Source organism: Flavonifractor sp. An82 (genome assembly GCF_002159265.1).
Classification (GTDB): domain Bacteria; phylum Bacillota; class Clostridia; order Oscillospirales; family Oscillospiraceae; genus Flavonifractor.
The window spans coordinates 1-15603 of record NZ_NFHG01000010.1; the positions used below are offsets into that span (position 1 = coordinate 1).

The following is a 15603-nucleotide window of genomic DNA, read 5'->3' on the forward strand; positions in this document are numbered from 1 at the left end:
AGCGCTGTCGGCGGTGTTGCGGAACCACTGGTAGGACAGGGTGCCCTTGGTGACGGTGGCTGCCACAGTGAGGGCCGCCGCGGTGTCGCCCTGGGTGTAGCTGGCGCCCGTGGGCTGGGTGCTGATGGTGGGTACCTGGGCGTTGGTTTTGGTAGAGAAGGACGCGGTGACGTTCAGATTTTCTGTCAGGCTGCCAATGACATACGTTCCGTCGCTGCTGACAGAGACGATGCTGCCATTCACAACCAGCTTATTCAGGTAATAGCCCTCCGCCGGCGTGACCTGGATGGTGACGCCGGAGCCGTAGTCCACGGCGTCGCCGCTCTGAATCGCAGTATTCGCCACACCATTTACGGTGCCCGTAACGGTGATTGTGCCGTTTGTACAGGGGGTAATGGTGACAACAGGTGTGATTTCGCCGGCGCCGAGGGCCGCGAAGGCGGTATAGCCGCCATCATCGGTAATGGCCATGCGGGCCTTGACCACGGCGCTGCCGCCGCTGGAGAGGGAGACGTGTCCGAAGTCATCCACCTCGCAGGTTCCGATGGCGGGAATGACGCTCCACTCCACCAGGTCGCTGCCGCTCAGGTCGAGGGTGGAGCCATTGCTCAGCACGGCCTTCACGGAGAGGGTGGAGCCGTCGTTGCCCACAGTCAGGGCTTCTGTCTCAGACACTTCCCTGCTGCCGGAATAGATGGCCAGGCGGGTCATCTGGCCCAGGGCCGGGTTGACCACCTGGATGGTGCGGGTAGTCTCATTCCCCACCGCATCGGTGGCGGTGAGGGTGAGGGTGTGGCTGACGGCGGAGGCGTCCAAGGCCAGAGGCTGGGAGAAGGAACCGTCCGCAACGGTGATGGATTCAGCCTTGCCGTCCACCAACAGGCTCAGGGTGCCGTCGGTCCAGCCGGTGAGGGTAACGGAGCCGTCGCTGCCGAAGAAGGAACCGCTGATGGGGGAAGATACCAGTAGGGCCGGGGGCGTGGTGTCCACCGAGAAGCTCTTGGTGTACAGGAAGGCATCCCCTTGGCTGTTGGTGCCCTGGAACCGGATGGTGTGGGAGCCCTCGGTCAGTTCTGTCAGCTCCATCTGGATGGTGCTCTGGCTTTCAACCTTCCGCTCCGCGCCGCCGTCCAGGGACCAGACGCCGCTGACGGCCTGGCGCTTTGTTTCCGTCAGGGTGACGGTGAGGGCATTGGTCCGGTAGGTAAGTGTGGAGAAGGTCTCCTCCCCGGCCTTGGTACTCACAGTGGTGCCTTCGACGTCGGCATTCCAGGAGAAAGCGGGCGGGTTGGGGGCGGAAACTTGGACGGAAGCGGTGGCTTCCTCCGAGTAGAGGGTAACGCCATTTACTGTCCTGTAGGCAGATACGCCCATGGTGTAGGTCTTGCCCGCCTCCAGGCCCACGGTGACGGTATTGCCGGTGGGGATGAGGTTGCCGTCGTCATCCAAGACAAGCTGTTCGTTGTCATCGGTCTTGTATTCCGGCACGGTGGCCTGGCCGCCGGCGGTGTAGGTATTGCCGGTGCTGGATTTTTCCAGCATCAGGCCGCTGACGCCGGAGACCAGATTTTTGCCTTCATAGAAGTTCACCCGGTAGCCGTCAATCTCCTCACCGGTGGCGGTAAAGGACACCTTGTAGTCCCCGGCGGACTTCACGTCGCTCACCGTGGGCGCGCCGGGTTGGTTGGGATTGTTATACGTCCAGCTGGTTTCCGCGGTGGAGGTCACAGTCGCATCCCCATCCACGGCAATGGCCCGCAGGGTGTACTGGCCGGAAGGCAGGGCGGCGGTGTCCATGGGGATGGTGACACTGGTGCGGTTAAAGAGTTTATCCTCAGAACTGGTCACATGGCCCACCATGCGGGAGTTGTCGGGATTCTCCTCGTCCACCGCCAGCAGGGTGATCTGGGAGAACTGCTCCAGGCCGGTGCCGGTGACGGTGGCGCTGCCGTCCGTCACACTGACGCTGTCGATGCCCGGCAGGGGCGCCACCCGGTAGAGAGCCAGGCTGGCGGGCTTGCCGGTGGTGATGGAGTAGGTACCGGCCCGGTTGGGCTGGAAGGTCACGGTCATGTTGGCCTGATGGGCCGTGGAATCATAGGTCACCTTGGCGTTGGCGTTTTCGGTGGCGCTGGCGTTGGTCACATCCTGGACAAAAGTCAGGGTATAATTGTCGATGGTGATAGCCTCGGCCTCCTCCCGGGCCTGTTCCAGGCTGGCGCTGTCCCAGGTGAGGGTCAGGGCGGCGGGAGAGGTGTGGCCGGAAGCCAGGACCAGCTCGTGCCGGGTACCCTCAACGTTGCTTTTCAGGCTGTCCCCGTCGGCCCGCGTGGTGGGAATGGTGCTGGCCACCAGGCCCAGCTGGGACTGGGCGGCCAGGGTGGCGTTGGTGCCCACCACGGCGTAAAGGGTCCTGCCGGTGTCGGGAGCGGTGTATACGGGTACGGTGGCCAGACCCAGCAGGTCGGGGTGGTTGGGTGTGGCGGCGTCGCCGCTCCAGCTGACCTCGCCGCTGCCCCAGTAGTAGGTGATGCCCACCTGGATGCCCAGGGCCTCGGCGGCGCCCCAGATCTTTTCCGCGTTGACGCCCATGCCCACGTTGGCCAGGGTGAGACCGCCGATGAGAGGCAGGGTGCCGGGCAGGCTCAGGGAGGCCCGGATGAAGAACTCGAAAATGCCGCTCTCATCCAGCACCAGATAGCCGCCGCCCTGAAGGACGCCCGCGATGTTCATATCCACCGAGGACAGGAAGAAAAACTCGGGGTACCAGTCAAACTCCAGGCTGGCGCTGTCCAGCACGGCCACGGAGTTGGCCAGCACGCCGTTGCTCAGCTCCGCGCTGATGCCCTGGAGGCTCAGGGCCAGCGTGGCCCGGGCCGAGATGATCTGGAGGATGGAGAACTGCGCCTCCAGAATGAGCTGGAGGGGCGGAACGGACTCGGTGAGGAAAATGGTATCGTACAGGTTGTTGATGCCGCCGCCGGCGCCCTGGAGCCAGATCACGCCGAAACCGTCCAGGTTGATGCCGGGGACGAAGCCGCCCACGAAGAAGTGGAGGGTATCGGGGTAGGGGATGCCGTCCTTGCTCTGGACGGCCAGCTCCGCCTCCATGGCGAAGGTGGCGAAGGAGGCTGCGCCGGACACGTCCACCGCCCAGTCGCCCACGGTCCTGACGGTGAGCACGCCCTCGATGCCGGGCATGCCTTCAAAGTAGCTGGGCAGGCCCAGGGCCACGGAGAAGTTGACGCCCTGGTATTTGCCGCCGCCGAACAGGATGTCGTCCACCTGGATGGTGGCCGAGCGGCTGTCGCCGTCGCCCGCCTCGGCGCCGTCCCCCATGTCGGTGGAGGTCTCAAAGGGCGGGGCGTTGGTGTTCACTGTGTCGGCGTTGTGGGGGTACTGTTCCTCCAGGGCACGCAGGTTTTCCGGCGTGTCCTCGCCGCTGCGGATGAGGTCCTCCTTGGCCTGATCCAGGGCGGAGGGGGTGTCGTCGGCCTGCTTGGCAGCGGGAATCAGGAAGGACAGGTCCAGGCCGCCGCCGAAGCCGATGACGCCGCCTACGTCCTCCATATAGCCCAGCTCGCCGTACTTGAACTCGAAGAGCAGGCCCAGCAGGCTCTGGGCGGCCTGGCCCACGCTGGGCCACAGGAGGGTGATGTTGCCGTCCTCGTCCCGGTCGCCGCTGGCCCCATAGGTGGTGAGGGAATACTCCTCCCCGTCCTCGATGGCGGTGAGGCAGCACCGGCCGGTCCACACCGAGGTGCCCACCCCGGAGACGGTGAGGGAGGCGTCGAAGTCCACGGTGATCTCGTCATTGGCGTCGGTGATGGTCACCTGGCCCTCCCGGATGTCCAGGCAGTTGTTCAGGGTCATCACATTGTCTTCCTTGCCCAGAGAGACGCCGGTGAGCACGGTGGTTCCGTTCTTTTCCTCCTTGGTGAAGGAGCCGCGGAACTCCAGCAGGACGGCGCCGTCAAGCCCCATGCCTGCCGCTTCATAGCGCTCCTCCGTGGCGTAGGTGTGGATGGAGTAGTTGTTAGAGCCATCATTTTCCACCGTCACCACGCCGTAGCCGTCGTTGCGGTACTCCGGGTCGTCGGTGACCTGGAAGCGCAGGGCGGGCGCGGTGATATCAGCCGTGGAGGTGTCGGTATAGTCGATGGTCAGCTGATATTCCCCGATGGCCAGCGCGTCGGTGATCACCACGTCGGCGGTATTGTCTTCCGTGTTCAGGATGAACTGGTTGGCGGGGATGGTCAGGCTGTCCTGGCCGTTGATCTTCCCGCCGTCGGTGCGGGAGAGGCGGAGGGAGTAGGCGCTCTGGTTGGACAGCATGCTGAAATTCCTGCCCGTCAGGTAGAGATGACGGGTGCCGGTGATGTAAATGAGGTCGGGGGAGGAGCTGGTGAAGCCTACCTGCGGCACATCCCCGCCGGTGCCGGGGCAGAGGAGCCAAACCGTCTGAGCGCACAGCAGGTTCTGGGCCTGGAGCGCGCCGTCGCTCCCCATTTCATAGGCCTGGAAGGTGAGTTTGCGGTAGGCCGCGTCCTCCCCGGGTACGGCGTGGAATTTGAACTTCAGGCTCTGGGACCCGTCTGCCTGCACGTTGGTCAGGTCGATATAGTAGGGGTCCAGATAGCTGGCGGTTTCCTGAAGGTCGTCGTTCTTGTCGTAGGGGGTGATGTTCTCCCCGGGGTAGACCACCACCCGCACGTTGTCCAGGGTCTGGCCGGAGATGTTGGTCATGGAGGCGGTGACGGTAAAGTCGCCGTTTCCGGTGTAGCCGGTCCGGTCGCCGTTCATCTCCAGAGCCTGGGGCAGGTCGGTGAAGTTGAGGGTGAGCCGGTCCCCCTCGGCTGCTGCGGCGTTGGAGAACACGCCGTAGTAGCCGGCCGCGGTGGCGCTGCCGCCCTGTCCCACGCTGCCCAGGTCATAATACAGGGCAAAGGCGCTGTCGGCGGTCAGGTAGTCCCGGTTGTAGGGGGTGGTGAAATACAGGCTTTCGTCGGGCGTATAGTCAAAAACGGTGGCCGCCAGATTGTTCCAGTGGGCAAAGGTCACCTGTTCCGGCGTGCTGGCGGCGTCGCCCACGGAGCCGTTGAGGAAGTAGGCGAATACGCTGGGATTCTGGGGATCGTCATAGGCGAAGAAGCTGTTCTGGTAGCCGGAAATGCTCCGTTCGCTTTCCACCGTCAGGTAGCCGCCGCCGGACTGGGCCACCTCGTAGACGCCGTAATCCTGGGTGCCCAGGGCGGTGTCCATGAGCAGGCGCAGCCGGATGTCGGCCGCTTCGCCGCTGTTCTCGGCGGTGTAGCTCAGGTAGGCCATACCGTGCTGGGTGGCGCCGGGGTTGGCCAGGCGGAGGGTCTGGGTGACGGTGATGCCGTCCACCGACCACACCGCCCGGATCTCCTCCGATGTGGCGGTCACCGCCACATCGGAGGAACCGGCATACTTGCCGCCGAACACATAGTCCTTGGCCTCGCCGTTCCGGGTGACCCGGAGGGAGGCAAAGGAGGTGTCGTCATCCCCCAGGGGAAACAGCAGGTTCTTGTTGTTGTCATCCTTCCGGATGGCGTCGCCCTCCAGCGTGCGGATGGAGAAGCCGCCGCTGCGTTTGTCCACCAGCACCTGCAGGTTCTCGTTGGACAGGGTATATACATTCCCCAGCTCCGCCGCCAGGACGGAGATGGGCAGCAGTCCCGTGATCAGGCACAGGGCCAGCACCCAGGCCAGGAGGCGGGATAGGGTTCGCTTTTTCATGTTCATGCTCCTTTCCGGACGCTCAGCCCTTGACATAGAGATAGAAGACATACTCTGTCCGGTCCTGGGCGCGGAGGTAGAGGGTGTGGAAGCCGCTGGCGGTGAGGGCGGTCTCCAGAGGTTCGGTGTAGCTGGCATTGGACAGCAGCACCTGGGAACCCAGTTTCATCTGGGCAATGGTCTTGTAGCCCTGCTTCAGGCTGAGGTACACCGGCGCATCGGCGCCCTCCAGGGTGATTTCCGCCGTCCCCTTCTCCAGGGTAAGGGTGCTTCCGGGCTGCACCGTCTGGCCGTTCACCCTGAGGGTGAGGATGCTCTGGGCGGTGAGTACCAGGGTGCGGGTGACGGAGGAGCTGTTCCCGGCGGAGTCCTCTGCGGTGTAGGTAATGATGTAGCTGCCCGCCGCGTCCCAGGTCACGCCGGAGGTGTCCACGGTGAAGCTGAGGCTGCTGTCCCGGTTGTCGGTGACGGTGACCCCCTCCCGGAGCAGACCCAGGTTCTCCGTACCCACCGGGGCGTACACCGTCTGGCTGGGCAGGGAGATAATGGGAGCCACGGTGTCGGGCAGTGCCACGGCAAGGTAGGCATACAGGGTGTTTCCGTCTGCGTCTTCCGCTTTCAGAATGGCCAGGCTGCCGCTCTGGGGTACGGTGAAGGACGTCCAGGTACTCTTGACTACCTGGGTCTCTGCCCCGCCGAAGCTCACCGTCACATTCCGGGTGGACTTGAGATAGAAGGTGCTTCCGGATGTCAGCTGGCCCAGCTCTGCCGGATCGGTGACGGCGTCGCTGTCGCTTCCGGTTTTGGAGAAGGACAGGGCCAGCTTGTCGTCCAGGTTGGTGACCGCGATTTGGATGGTGGTCACGTTGCCTGCCTGGTCGGTGAAGGTCAGGCTGCTCGTTCCATTCTGATAAATGGTACAGGTGTGCTGGGTGTCAAACCGGGTAGTGGAGTTGGCGCAGGCCGCCTGCTCGCTGGCAGTTTCCTCATTGGTGGTGAAGGTGAGGCGCACCGAGCGCTGGCCGCTGCCGTCCACCGTATACACGCCGTTCACAGGGCTTACGGAGTCGTTGGCCGTCACGGTGACGGTGGGGGCGTCCATGTCCAGACAGGTGACCGCATACAGCAGGCCGCTGGAGCCGTATGTGTATTCAAATGTCTGCCCGTTCTGGGCAACCGCACGCAGCCGCACGGAGGGGCAGTTGACGGAGTAGGTGACCCGAATCAGGTTGCCGGACACGGTTACGTCGACGCCTTCTGTAGGGATGGATTCACCATCCTTTATGATTTCGGCGCTGGCCAGCGGCAGGTTGGCGGTAAAGGTGGCCGTGACGGGGGTGTTGCTGTACAGAGTTTGCTGGGCCGTTTGCCAGTTGTAGTTGCTCGTATAGGTCTGGCCCCGGCACAGCCAGACGGGTCCGCTCACCAGTTCCAGAGCCGTGTCGTCGGAGTTGATGGTGCGCACTGTGGCCGTGACGGTCCCGATGTTGCCCGCGGCGTCGGAGAAGCGGAAGGTATAGCTGCCGTTGGCGGTAAAGGTATAGTAGTACTGGCCGTTGTGTTCACTGCCGCTGGTGTCCAGGGTCAGGCTGCCGGTGTCCAGGACGGTGATGGATTCCCCGCCGGGCACCAGGTAGGCGTAGACGGGAGCCTTGGTCAGGCTGCCGTCCTCGCTGCCCGCCGCGTATTCCACGGTGGCGGCGGGGGCGTCGCTGTCCACGCCGGGGAAGGTGAGGGTCAGGGGCGCGGCGGCGTTGCCGGCGGCGTCCACCAGATAGACGTAGACAGGGCCGCTTACCTCCCCGCCGGTCCAGGTGACGGTGGAGGCGGACACGCTCAGACCGGCGATGGAGTCGCCGGCGTCGGTATAGCCGGGGACGGCACCGGTGCTGCTCTTGACGATCAGGTTCACCGGGGAGTCATCCTGAATGGAGAAGACCACCCGCACCCCCTGACCGGAGAGGGACAGCATGGCACCGGCAATGTTGTCCACGGACAGCTCCCCTCCCAGCAGGGAGTCGTAGCTGTTGACCTGCTGCCAGCTGCCGGACTGCTGGACGTACAGGCCCGCCTGGTAGGTGGGGGCTGTGGTGTCCTCCGGGAGCTGGACGCCGCCCGCCTCATTCACCACGTTCCAGGGCAGGGTGGCGGTGACGGTTGTGGTGTTGCCCACCTGGTCGGAGATGCTGAAGGTGAAGCTGTCGCCCGCGGACGAACCCACGGGGAACACATGGCTGGTCTGGCCTACCAGCAGTTCCGAACACTGCAGGGCGGCGGTCACCGGGCCGGTCACACGTTCCGCGCCGCTCTGGGTGTCCAGCAACGCGCCGTCGGGACCGTAGAAGGATACGGTGACGGGGTCCACGGTGTTGTCGATGTTGGTGACCTGCACGGTGTAGGTGTTCGTCCCCATGGTGATGGTGACCGTGTCGTTTTCCCTCAGCTCCAGGGTGACGGTGGGACCGGCGATCTCCCCGTCACCGTGCTTGCCGGAGGTGACGCTGGTGAGGGTGCTGCCGCCGGTGGCGGTGGCGGTGAGGGTCACCGGCCCACGGGTGGGGGTGGTCTCGGACAGGGACACCGTCAGGTTCTCCCCGAAGGGGGAGGCAGCTATGTCCATGGTGTACAGCGTTCCGAAGGCATCCTCATACTGGATGGTGGCGGAGTTGGTGTAGATGGGCAGGGAATGCTCCACGGCAAAGGTGCCGGCGGTATCCGCGGGCACCGGGTCCAGCACCCGGATGGGCTGGTCGGAGGTAATGGGAATCAGCCCGTTCTTTACCGCGCCCACCGTGATGGTGGGGGCGGAGGTGGTGTTGGAGTAAGCTCCCACGGCCCATTCCTTGGAGTACTGGCTGACCGCGGCGGCGTTGCCGGCGTTGTCCTGGCAGGCCATGGTGATGGTCACGCTGCCTTCCGAGCCGTAGGGGAACATGCCGTTGATGGTAAGCGCAACCGAGGTGTTGTCGGTACCTTCGGCGGTGATTTGGTAAACGCCGTTGTAGTTAGAGCCGTTTCCGCTCCAGATGCTGTTGAGGGAGAGTTCAGGCAGGGGGACGGTGGTCACCGTCCCATCTCCGTAGGTAAAGGTGAGGACGAAGCTGTCCAAATCAACTCCGCTGTTGTACGCATCGCCCAGCGGCTCCGCGACGGAGGCGTTCAGGGTGTACCCTCCCTGGGGAGACGCGCTGCTGTCATAATCGCGGTGATAGATCGTGGGCGCCATGATATCCACCGCCTGCCCCACCAGCAGGTCGCCGGTCCTGGCGATGTTCCAGTTGCTGTCGTACAGCCGGAGATAGAATTCCTCGGCCCAGCTTTCCTTCATTTCCGTCAGGGACAGCTCAAAACCCAGATTGCTGTCCAGGGTGACGGGGCGCAGCTCCTTGCTGAACTTCGCGTAGGCGGTCCGGCCGTTGAGGAGCAGCTGCTCCTGAGCATACTCGTCTGCGGTGAGCTGAACGCGGACGCTGCCGTCTTCATGGGGGATGACCTCGGCCGAGATGGAGAAGGTCTGGTTGACTACCAGGACGGTCAGGGTCTTTTCCGCATAGGTGACGCCGTTGACATGGGGGCTGCGGTAATGCAGGATGTTCTCCCCCTCGTGGAGATAGAGGGTGCGGCTGTCGGGGGAGGCGGGGATGTCCGCCACCTTCAGCTCCACCTGGCGTTGGGTGTAGTCGCTGAGGTTGTAGGTGGCGGTGACCACCTGGTCCGGGTTGTCCTCGCACCAGACCTCAATGGGCTGGTAGGTCAGCAGGGTGGGCGCTTTGGGGTAGCACTCGCCGAACTGGAAGGTCAGCGTGCCGCCGGTGGAGCCCGTCATGCCGATGGTGAGCTGGGCGGTCTCGGCGGTCAGGTCCTCGCTCCGGACAGTCTCGCTGTAATATTTCTGCGTATAGCCGTTGGGGTAGAAGTCTGTCAGGAACGGCCCGTCGTCCATATAGAGGGTGACCAGGGAATTGTAGGTCAGGTTATCATCCGCGTTGCCCGAGACGTCCCGGACGCTGCCATCCAGGCATACCAGGTGCAGGCGGGGCACCAGGGACAATTGTTGGCCGTAGAGGGGTACGGTAATGGGGTAGTAGAGATATTTTCCTTCCACTATCTCATCCTTGGTGAAGTAGTACTGGCTCCCGGGTACCTCAGTACCGGAGGAGGCCGACAGGCATACATAGGAGGCGGTGAAGTCTATGTCGTCTAAGCGGAAGTCGCTGGGCTTGCCGGTTTGTGTGCTCAGCTCGATGGGGATGCGCAGACCGGTAAGGGTCTGAACGACCCCCGTCTGAGTGACCCCGTTCTTCTCCATCAGGGCGTCAGGCACCTTGTTCCCGTACTGATCCTCGGGGGTGCAGAACAGAATCTTGTAGTTGCTGGCGCAGCCTGTCTCCCCTGCGGCCACCTTCATGTCGAACGCTTCCAGCGCCTCGGGCTTGACGGTGAAGCTGCTGTCCACGGCGCCCTCCACGGCGGTGTCCCACTCCGACGCGGACATGGTGAAGAGCGCCACGGAAATCGTGCCGTAGGCAGAGGTGGCGTTCCAGCCGCCGCCAAAATATCCCTGATAGCCGCCGAAGGTGACGGTGCCGCTTTCCTGGTCCACGGCAAGGGTGGCGGAGGTGGCTGAATAGCTGTTGTAAATCTGGAAGGGCGTTTGGGTTTCGATGATCCCGTCAGACTTCAGCCAATAGATGTTGTAGCGGTTGTCATGGGTCACGTTGTTTTCCAGGCGCATGGCCAGCACGGAAATCATCTGCTCATCACCCGACGCGCCGCCCCGGGCGGTGGGGCGGTACAGCACCAGGGAGGGGTGGCCGGTAATCACACTGGGGTCGCTGCCCAGGGTATAGTGGGTGGTGATCTCCCCCAGGGAGTAGGAATAGCTCCGGCTGGCGGTGCTTGTGTTGCCAGCTGCGTCCGCCGCGGTGACCGTCAGGGTGGCGGTGCCGCTCTCGCCCGTGGCGGTATAGGCGGTGGTGCCGGAATAGGAGGCGGAGGCGTAGCCCTCCCCCAGCATTTCATCCTGGCTGCCGCTGTCCCACTGGACGGTCACGCTTTTCAGGTGGGAGCCGTCGGACACCGAATAGGGGACCGACAGGGTGTTCTCCCCGCTGAGGGTGAAGGTGTCGGGCAGGGTGATGACGGGTTCGCTCCAGTCCGCTCGGAGGCTTTGGGAGGTGGAGGCGGAGGCCTGGTTGCCCGCGTAGTCCCGGCAGGTGACGGAGACCTCCACCGACGTCTGGCCGTTGGCCGGATCAAAGCGCTGGCTCAGATCGGCGCAGCAGACGTGCAGGTAATAGGTATTGCTGCTGCCGGCGGGCAGGGGGAAGGTGGGCTGCTGGGCCGACAGGGTCTTGTAGAGCCCGCCGTCGCTCTCCGGCGGGGTGGGACTGTTGGTGATACAGTACGTTACCGCGGCGGCGGTGTCCGCCAGGATATCCAGCGCGACCTCCTGCTCGGGGTCCACACCGGAGCCGTCCGCCTCATCGGTTACGGTGAAGGGGAAGGTGATGGTCTGGGCGGGGCCGTCCGCGGTGACGGAGATGTTTTCCGTCAGCAGGGTCACCGTGGGAGCCGTCACATCCAGCCCCAGCTTCTCCACCGGGGTCAGGCTCACGGCGGTGTTCAGAGAATTGCCCGCCATGTCGCCCAGGGTGCTGCCGTCCGGGGCCTTCAGGGAGACGATGCGGATGGGATTGTCCCCGTCCAGGGTCATCCCGGCGGCGGGCCGGAAGGACTGGAAGGTCAGGATGGTGCTGGTGCGCACGTCGTTGACGTTGTCCATGGCGTACGATACGGCGCTGAGGCCCACCTCAATGGGGATTCCGCCACTGTCCTTCACATTGAGGACGGCCGTGACGCCGCTTTCCTTGTTCAGCTGGGCGTAGCTCTCAGCTGTCCACAGCCCCACTTCTTCATTCAGGGTGAGGGTGAAGGCCAGGTAGCCCCCCGTGCCGGCCCAGGTGGCGGAGGGGGTGATGTCCTCCGGCCAGTCGCCGTTGGTGTCGGCCTGATAGCCCTGGGTCATGTTGCCCGCGGCGTTGAGCCGGGTATAGCCGGGGGTCACGTCGTCCAGATAGAGCCGGCTTTCCAGCTCCCGGCTGGCGGTCCAGCTGAGGGGGTTGCCTGCCAGGTCGGTGATCCGGCTGTTGACGGTAAAGCTGCCCACGTTCAGGGGTGCACCCTTCTCGTCCAGCAGCTTCAGATCATAGCTGCCGTCCATCCAGGCCTGCTGGCTGGGGCTGACGCTTACCACTGTGTAGTCCATGTTCTGCCCACTGGGCACGGTGTAGGAGAAGATCAGCTTGTTCCCTTTGAGAGAGGCCAGCTGGGCCTCCACCGTCCGGTCGGTGCTCTGGCCGGTCTGGGTGCTGATAAGGGGCAGGGTGAGGGTCAGATCCTGGTTCACGCCGCCGGCGAATCGGATCGGCTCGCTCATTTCCATGGTGAGGTAGAGGGTCTGCCCGCCCTTGTAGGCGGTGCGGCTTATTTTCTCACCCATTTCATCGCTGAGGTAGATTCCGGTGAGGGTGGGCGCTGTCGTATCGGAGAGATAGATGTAGACCTTGCTCACCTTGGAGCTGCCGCAGGAGCAGTCGGTGGCGCCCATGCGGAAGCGGAGGTTGCTGCCCGCGGAGGTGAGTACGCCGCTGCTGGTGTAGGTGCGGGCCACCCCGTCCGGGTCGTTGGAGCTGTTGCTCACCTTCACAATGGGGGAGGTGTTGTAGCCGGCATACAGATAGGCCTGGGCCCGGTCGGTCAGGTCATTGTGAGAGCCGATATGCATATGCCGGTCCGCGGTCAGCGAGGCGCTGACGGTGGCGGTGATCTGCATGGAGGAGAGCAGCGCCTTCATGGTCTCGCCCATGTCGGCCCACTGGTAGGTGGTCCACCACTTGCGGTTCTCACTGTGCATATAGGTGATGGCGGGGTTGAGAACCGTTTTGTCTCCGCCGCTGACGCTGACAGCGTTCTGCTCCGTTGTCAATTCGGTAAAGTGGCCGTCCACGTGCAGACCGTTTGCAGTCAGCACATTGGTGCGGATAAAGCTGCTGTCATTGGCCGCCTGGGCGGGAAGCAGGTAAGCGCCCGCCACGTCGGGCGTATAGCTGGCTTCCGCCGCCCCGGCGGGCAGCGGCCCCACCAGGGACAGAATAAGGCTCAGTGCCAGGAACAGACTGAGCCCGCGCCTTCTTCGTTTCATTCCTCAAATCTTCCTTTCTCTTGCTGCTTGCTTCGCTCTATCCAGCGGCAGAGCCCTTCCGACAGCGTTTCCTCAGTCCATTCACCCTGCACAAAGTAATCGGCCCGCAGCCGGTAGGCCTGCAGGGAGAAATCCAGGTCGCTGCCCCAAATGAGGGCGCAGTTGGGACAGAGGCGGCGCAGGTGTTCGGCGGCATTCAGCCCTGCGACTCCGTCCATGGACAGCACCACCCCGTCCGGCGGGGAGGCGCGCATGGTGTAATAGAAGCCTTCCAGATCCTCCGGGGCCTCCAGACACGGGAAATATCCCATGCGGGCCAGATACGCTCCCAGCTGTCTGCACAGCCATATCCGGGTGTCCGGCGAACGGCACAATACCGCGACCCGGTGCATACCACCCCTCCTTTCTGAAACAGCAGAGGCCCTGCGGCCCTCTGCACACTGACAGGACTATGGTATGCTCAGTCAATTGGGGGGACAAGGCATCTGTCCCGAACTGTAATTTTCTGTCCCGAATTGTAGGCAGAGATAAAATAATTTGCTATATTATTATCATAAAGCAAGCTGCGGCCCGGCGGCCGGGCCGGAGAGGAGGGGGCAAAATGCGTCTGGCTGTGGTGGACGACAATCCACAGGATCGGGAAGAACTGATGAGCTGGCTCAAAACGGCGCTGGCTCAGCGGCGGAAGCCGGCGGAGTGCCTGGAATTTTCGGATGGAGCCTCCTTCCTGGAGGCCGCCGGACAGGATCACTTTGATTTGGTTTTTCTGGATATCTATATGGAAGAGATGGACGGCGTGACCGCCGCCCGCACGCTGCGGGGGTTTGATCCCGACTGCGTGCTGGTTTTTACCACCACTTCCACCGACCACGCCCTGGACGGCTATCGGGTGCGGGCGATCCAGTACCTGGTCAAGCCCTACCGGATGGAGGAGGTGGCGGAGGTGCTGGAGGAAGTGCTGAACCGCCTGCCGCCGGAGGAGTCGGTGATCCGGCTGCACGTCGGCCGTCAGGACCGCCTCCTGGTGCTCCGGGAGATCCTGTGGGCGGACCATTTCCGCCATCAGATCCATATCCACCTGGGGGATGGGACTGAGGCCGCCGTCCGCATGACGTTTGGAGAATTTACCGATCTGCTCAGGGAAGAACGGAATTTTTTGGTGTGCGGCCGCGGTGTGCTGGTCAATCTGGAGCATGTCCGGGATTTTGACGGCGCCTCCTTCCTGCTGGATGACGGCACGCAGGTACCCGTCAGCCGCAGTAGCAGCGAAACTGCCCGGGCGGCCTTTGGTGAGTTTTTATTTCAGAGGAGGCTGTCGCAATGAATCAGCTCTTGCGTCCCACGCTGGAACTGGCGGTGATCTTTCCCGCGGCGCTGCTGTGTTTTTTGGCGTTGGGGGAGCATGTGCGCATCCGCAGGTCCCGGCTGATCCTTCTGAGCATCCTGATCCTGGGGGCGTGGGTTCTGGCAGGGGGATGGGTCTGCGGAAGCATGGGCTGGGAAAGCAATGTGATGCTGGTCTTCCTGCCCATTTTTGCCCTGATCCTGCTACGGCTGTGCGATTTGCCTGCCTGGAAGCCCGTCAGCGTGTTCTTGGGTGTCTGCGGCGCCTTTTCCTGCCTGTCCAACCTGTGCAGCGCCATAGATGTCTGGGCGGTGCGGGGGAATGCCGGCGTCTGGTTTTCCCTGCCGGTCTGCCTGGCATATAATGGGGCTTGCTGGATATTCGTTCTTGTCATGTGGTACCCTGCCACCCACGCCGTCCGGCATCTGCTCCGGGAGACGGAGATGCCGGGCACCTGGTACGCATTCTGGGTGCTGCCCCTGGCCTTTACCCTGCTGAATATCGTCATTCAGCCTGATGCCGGCCGGGAGGTGACGGCTGACCGGCTGGCGTTCCTCTTTTCCGTCATTGAGCTGATGCTGCTGGGAATGCTGCTGCTGTGCTACCTGCTGTTTTATCTGATGGCGCGGGGTCTGGGAAAAAACATGCGCCTGCAGCAGCAGAACCAGTTTCTCCAGATGCAGACCAGCCAATATGAAGCGCTGCAAACGGCCATTGCGGAGACCCGCCAGGCTCGCCACGATTTGCGCCACCATTTTACTGCCATTGATGCGCTGCTCCGCCGGGAGGAGTGGCAGGAGCTGCGCAGTTATGTGGACACCGCGGTGGAGAACCTGCCTCATACAGAACTGAATCTGTGCGAAAATCCGGCCGCAGACGGGGTGGCGGGCCACTATGCCGCCCTGCTGCGCCGGGAGGGTGTGCCGGCAGAGTATATTTTGGATCTGCCGCGCCTGCTGCCTGCGGACGAAATGGATGTGTGCGTGGTGCTCTCCAACTTGTTGGAAAATGCGCTGGAGGCCAGCCTGCGCCTGCCGCCTTCCCTGCGTTGGGTCCGGGTCCGGGGGGAGGTCCATGGAGATGCCGTAGTGCTGCTGGGGGTGGAAAACGCCTATACCGGCGAGATCCAGGAAGACAATACCGGGATTCGCTCCTCCAAGCGCCCGGGGCATGGCATCGGCCTGCAGTCAGTGCGCCGCATCGCGGCAAAGAATGGCGGCTACTGTAAGTTTCAATATGACGGGAAGGTATTCCGCGCCCAGGTCATGCTTCGCGGAGAGGGCTGATTCTG

At 63.3% G+C, this 15603-nt stretch carries 5 protein-coding genes; 2 read left to right on the forward strand and 3 right to left on the reverse strand.

Annotation, left to right across the window (positions count from 1 at the left end; genetic code table 11):
* From B5G34_RS10905 to B5G34_RS19160, 3 genes are all read right to left on the reverse strand, one after another.
* A partial coding sequence (locus tag B5G34_RS10905) for a hypothetical protein (RefSeq protein WP_140397234.1) occupies positions 1-5763 on the reverse strand: 5763 nt, incomplete at its 3' end.
* A gap of 22 nt (positions 5764-5785) precedes the next feature.
* Positions 5786-12967 carry an immunoglobulin-like domain-containing protein gene (locus B5G34_RS10910; RefSeq protein ID WP_087337156.1) on the reverse strand — a complete coding sequence of 2394 codons (7182 nt, stop codon included), beginning with the start codon at positions 12965-12967 and terminating at the stop codon, positions 5786-5788.
* Positions 12964-13359: a response regulator gene (locus B5G34_RS19160; RefSeq protein WP_242956991.1), complete on the reverse strand. Its 396-nt coding sequence runs from the start codon at positions 13357-13359 to the stop codon at positions 12964-12966. The genes B5G34_RS10910 and B5G34_RS19160 overlap by 4 nt, the downstream gene beginning before the upstream one ends.
* A gap of 209 nt (positions 13360-13568) precedes the next feature.
* Here B5G34_RS19160 and B5G34_RS10920 point away from each other — a divergent pair, with 209 nt between their 5' ends.
* Both B5G34_RS10920 and B5G34_RS10925 read left to right on the forward strand, forming a co-directional pair.
* A complete protein-coding gene (locus B5G34_RS10920; RefSeq protein ID WP_087337159.1) occupies positions 13569-14291 on the forward strand; it encodes a LytTR family DNA-binding domain-containing protein in 723 nt (240 codons plus the stop codon).
* Complete coding sequence (locus B5G34_RS10925; protein ID WP_087337162.1) at positions 14288-15598, forward strand: ATP-binding protein; 1311 nt, start codon at positions 14288-14290, stop codon at positions 15596-15598. Before B5G34_RS10920 ends, B5G34_RS10925 begins: the two co-directional genes overlap by 4 nt.
* Positions 15599-15603: the final 5 nt, after the last annotated feature.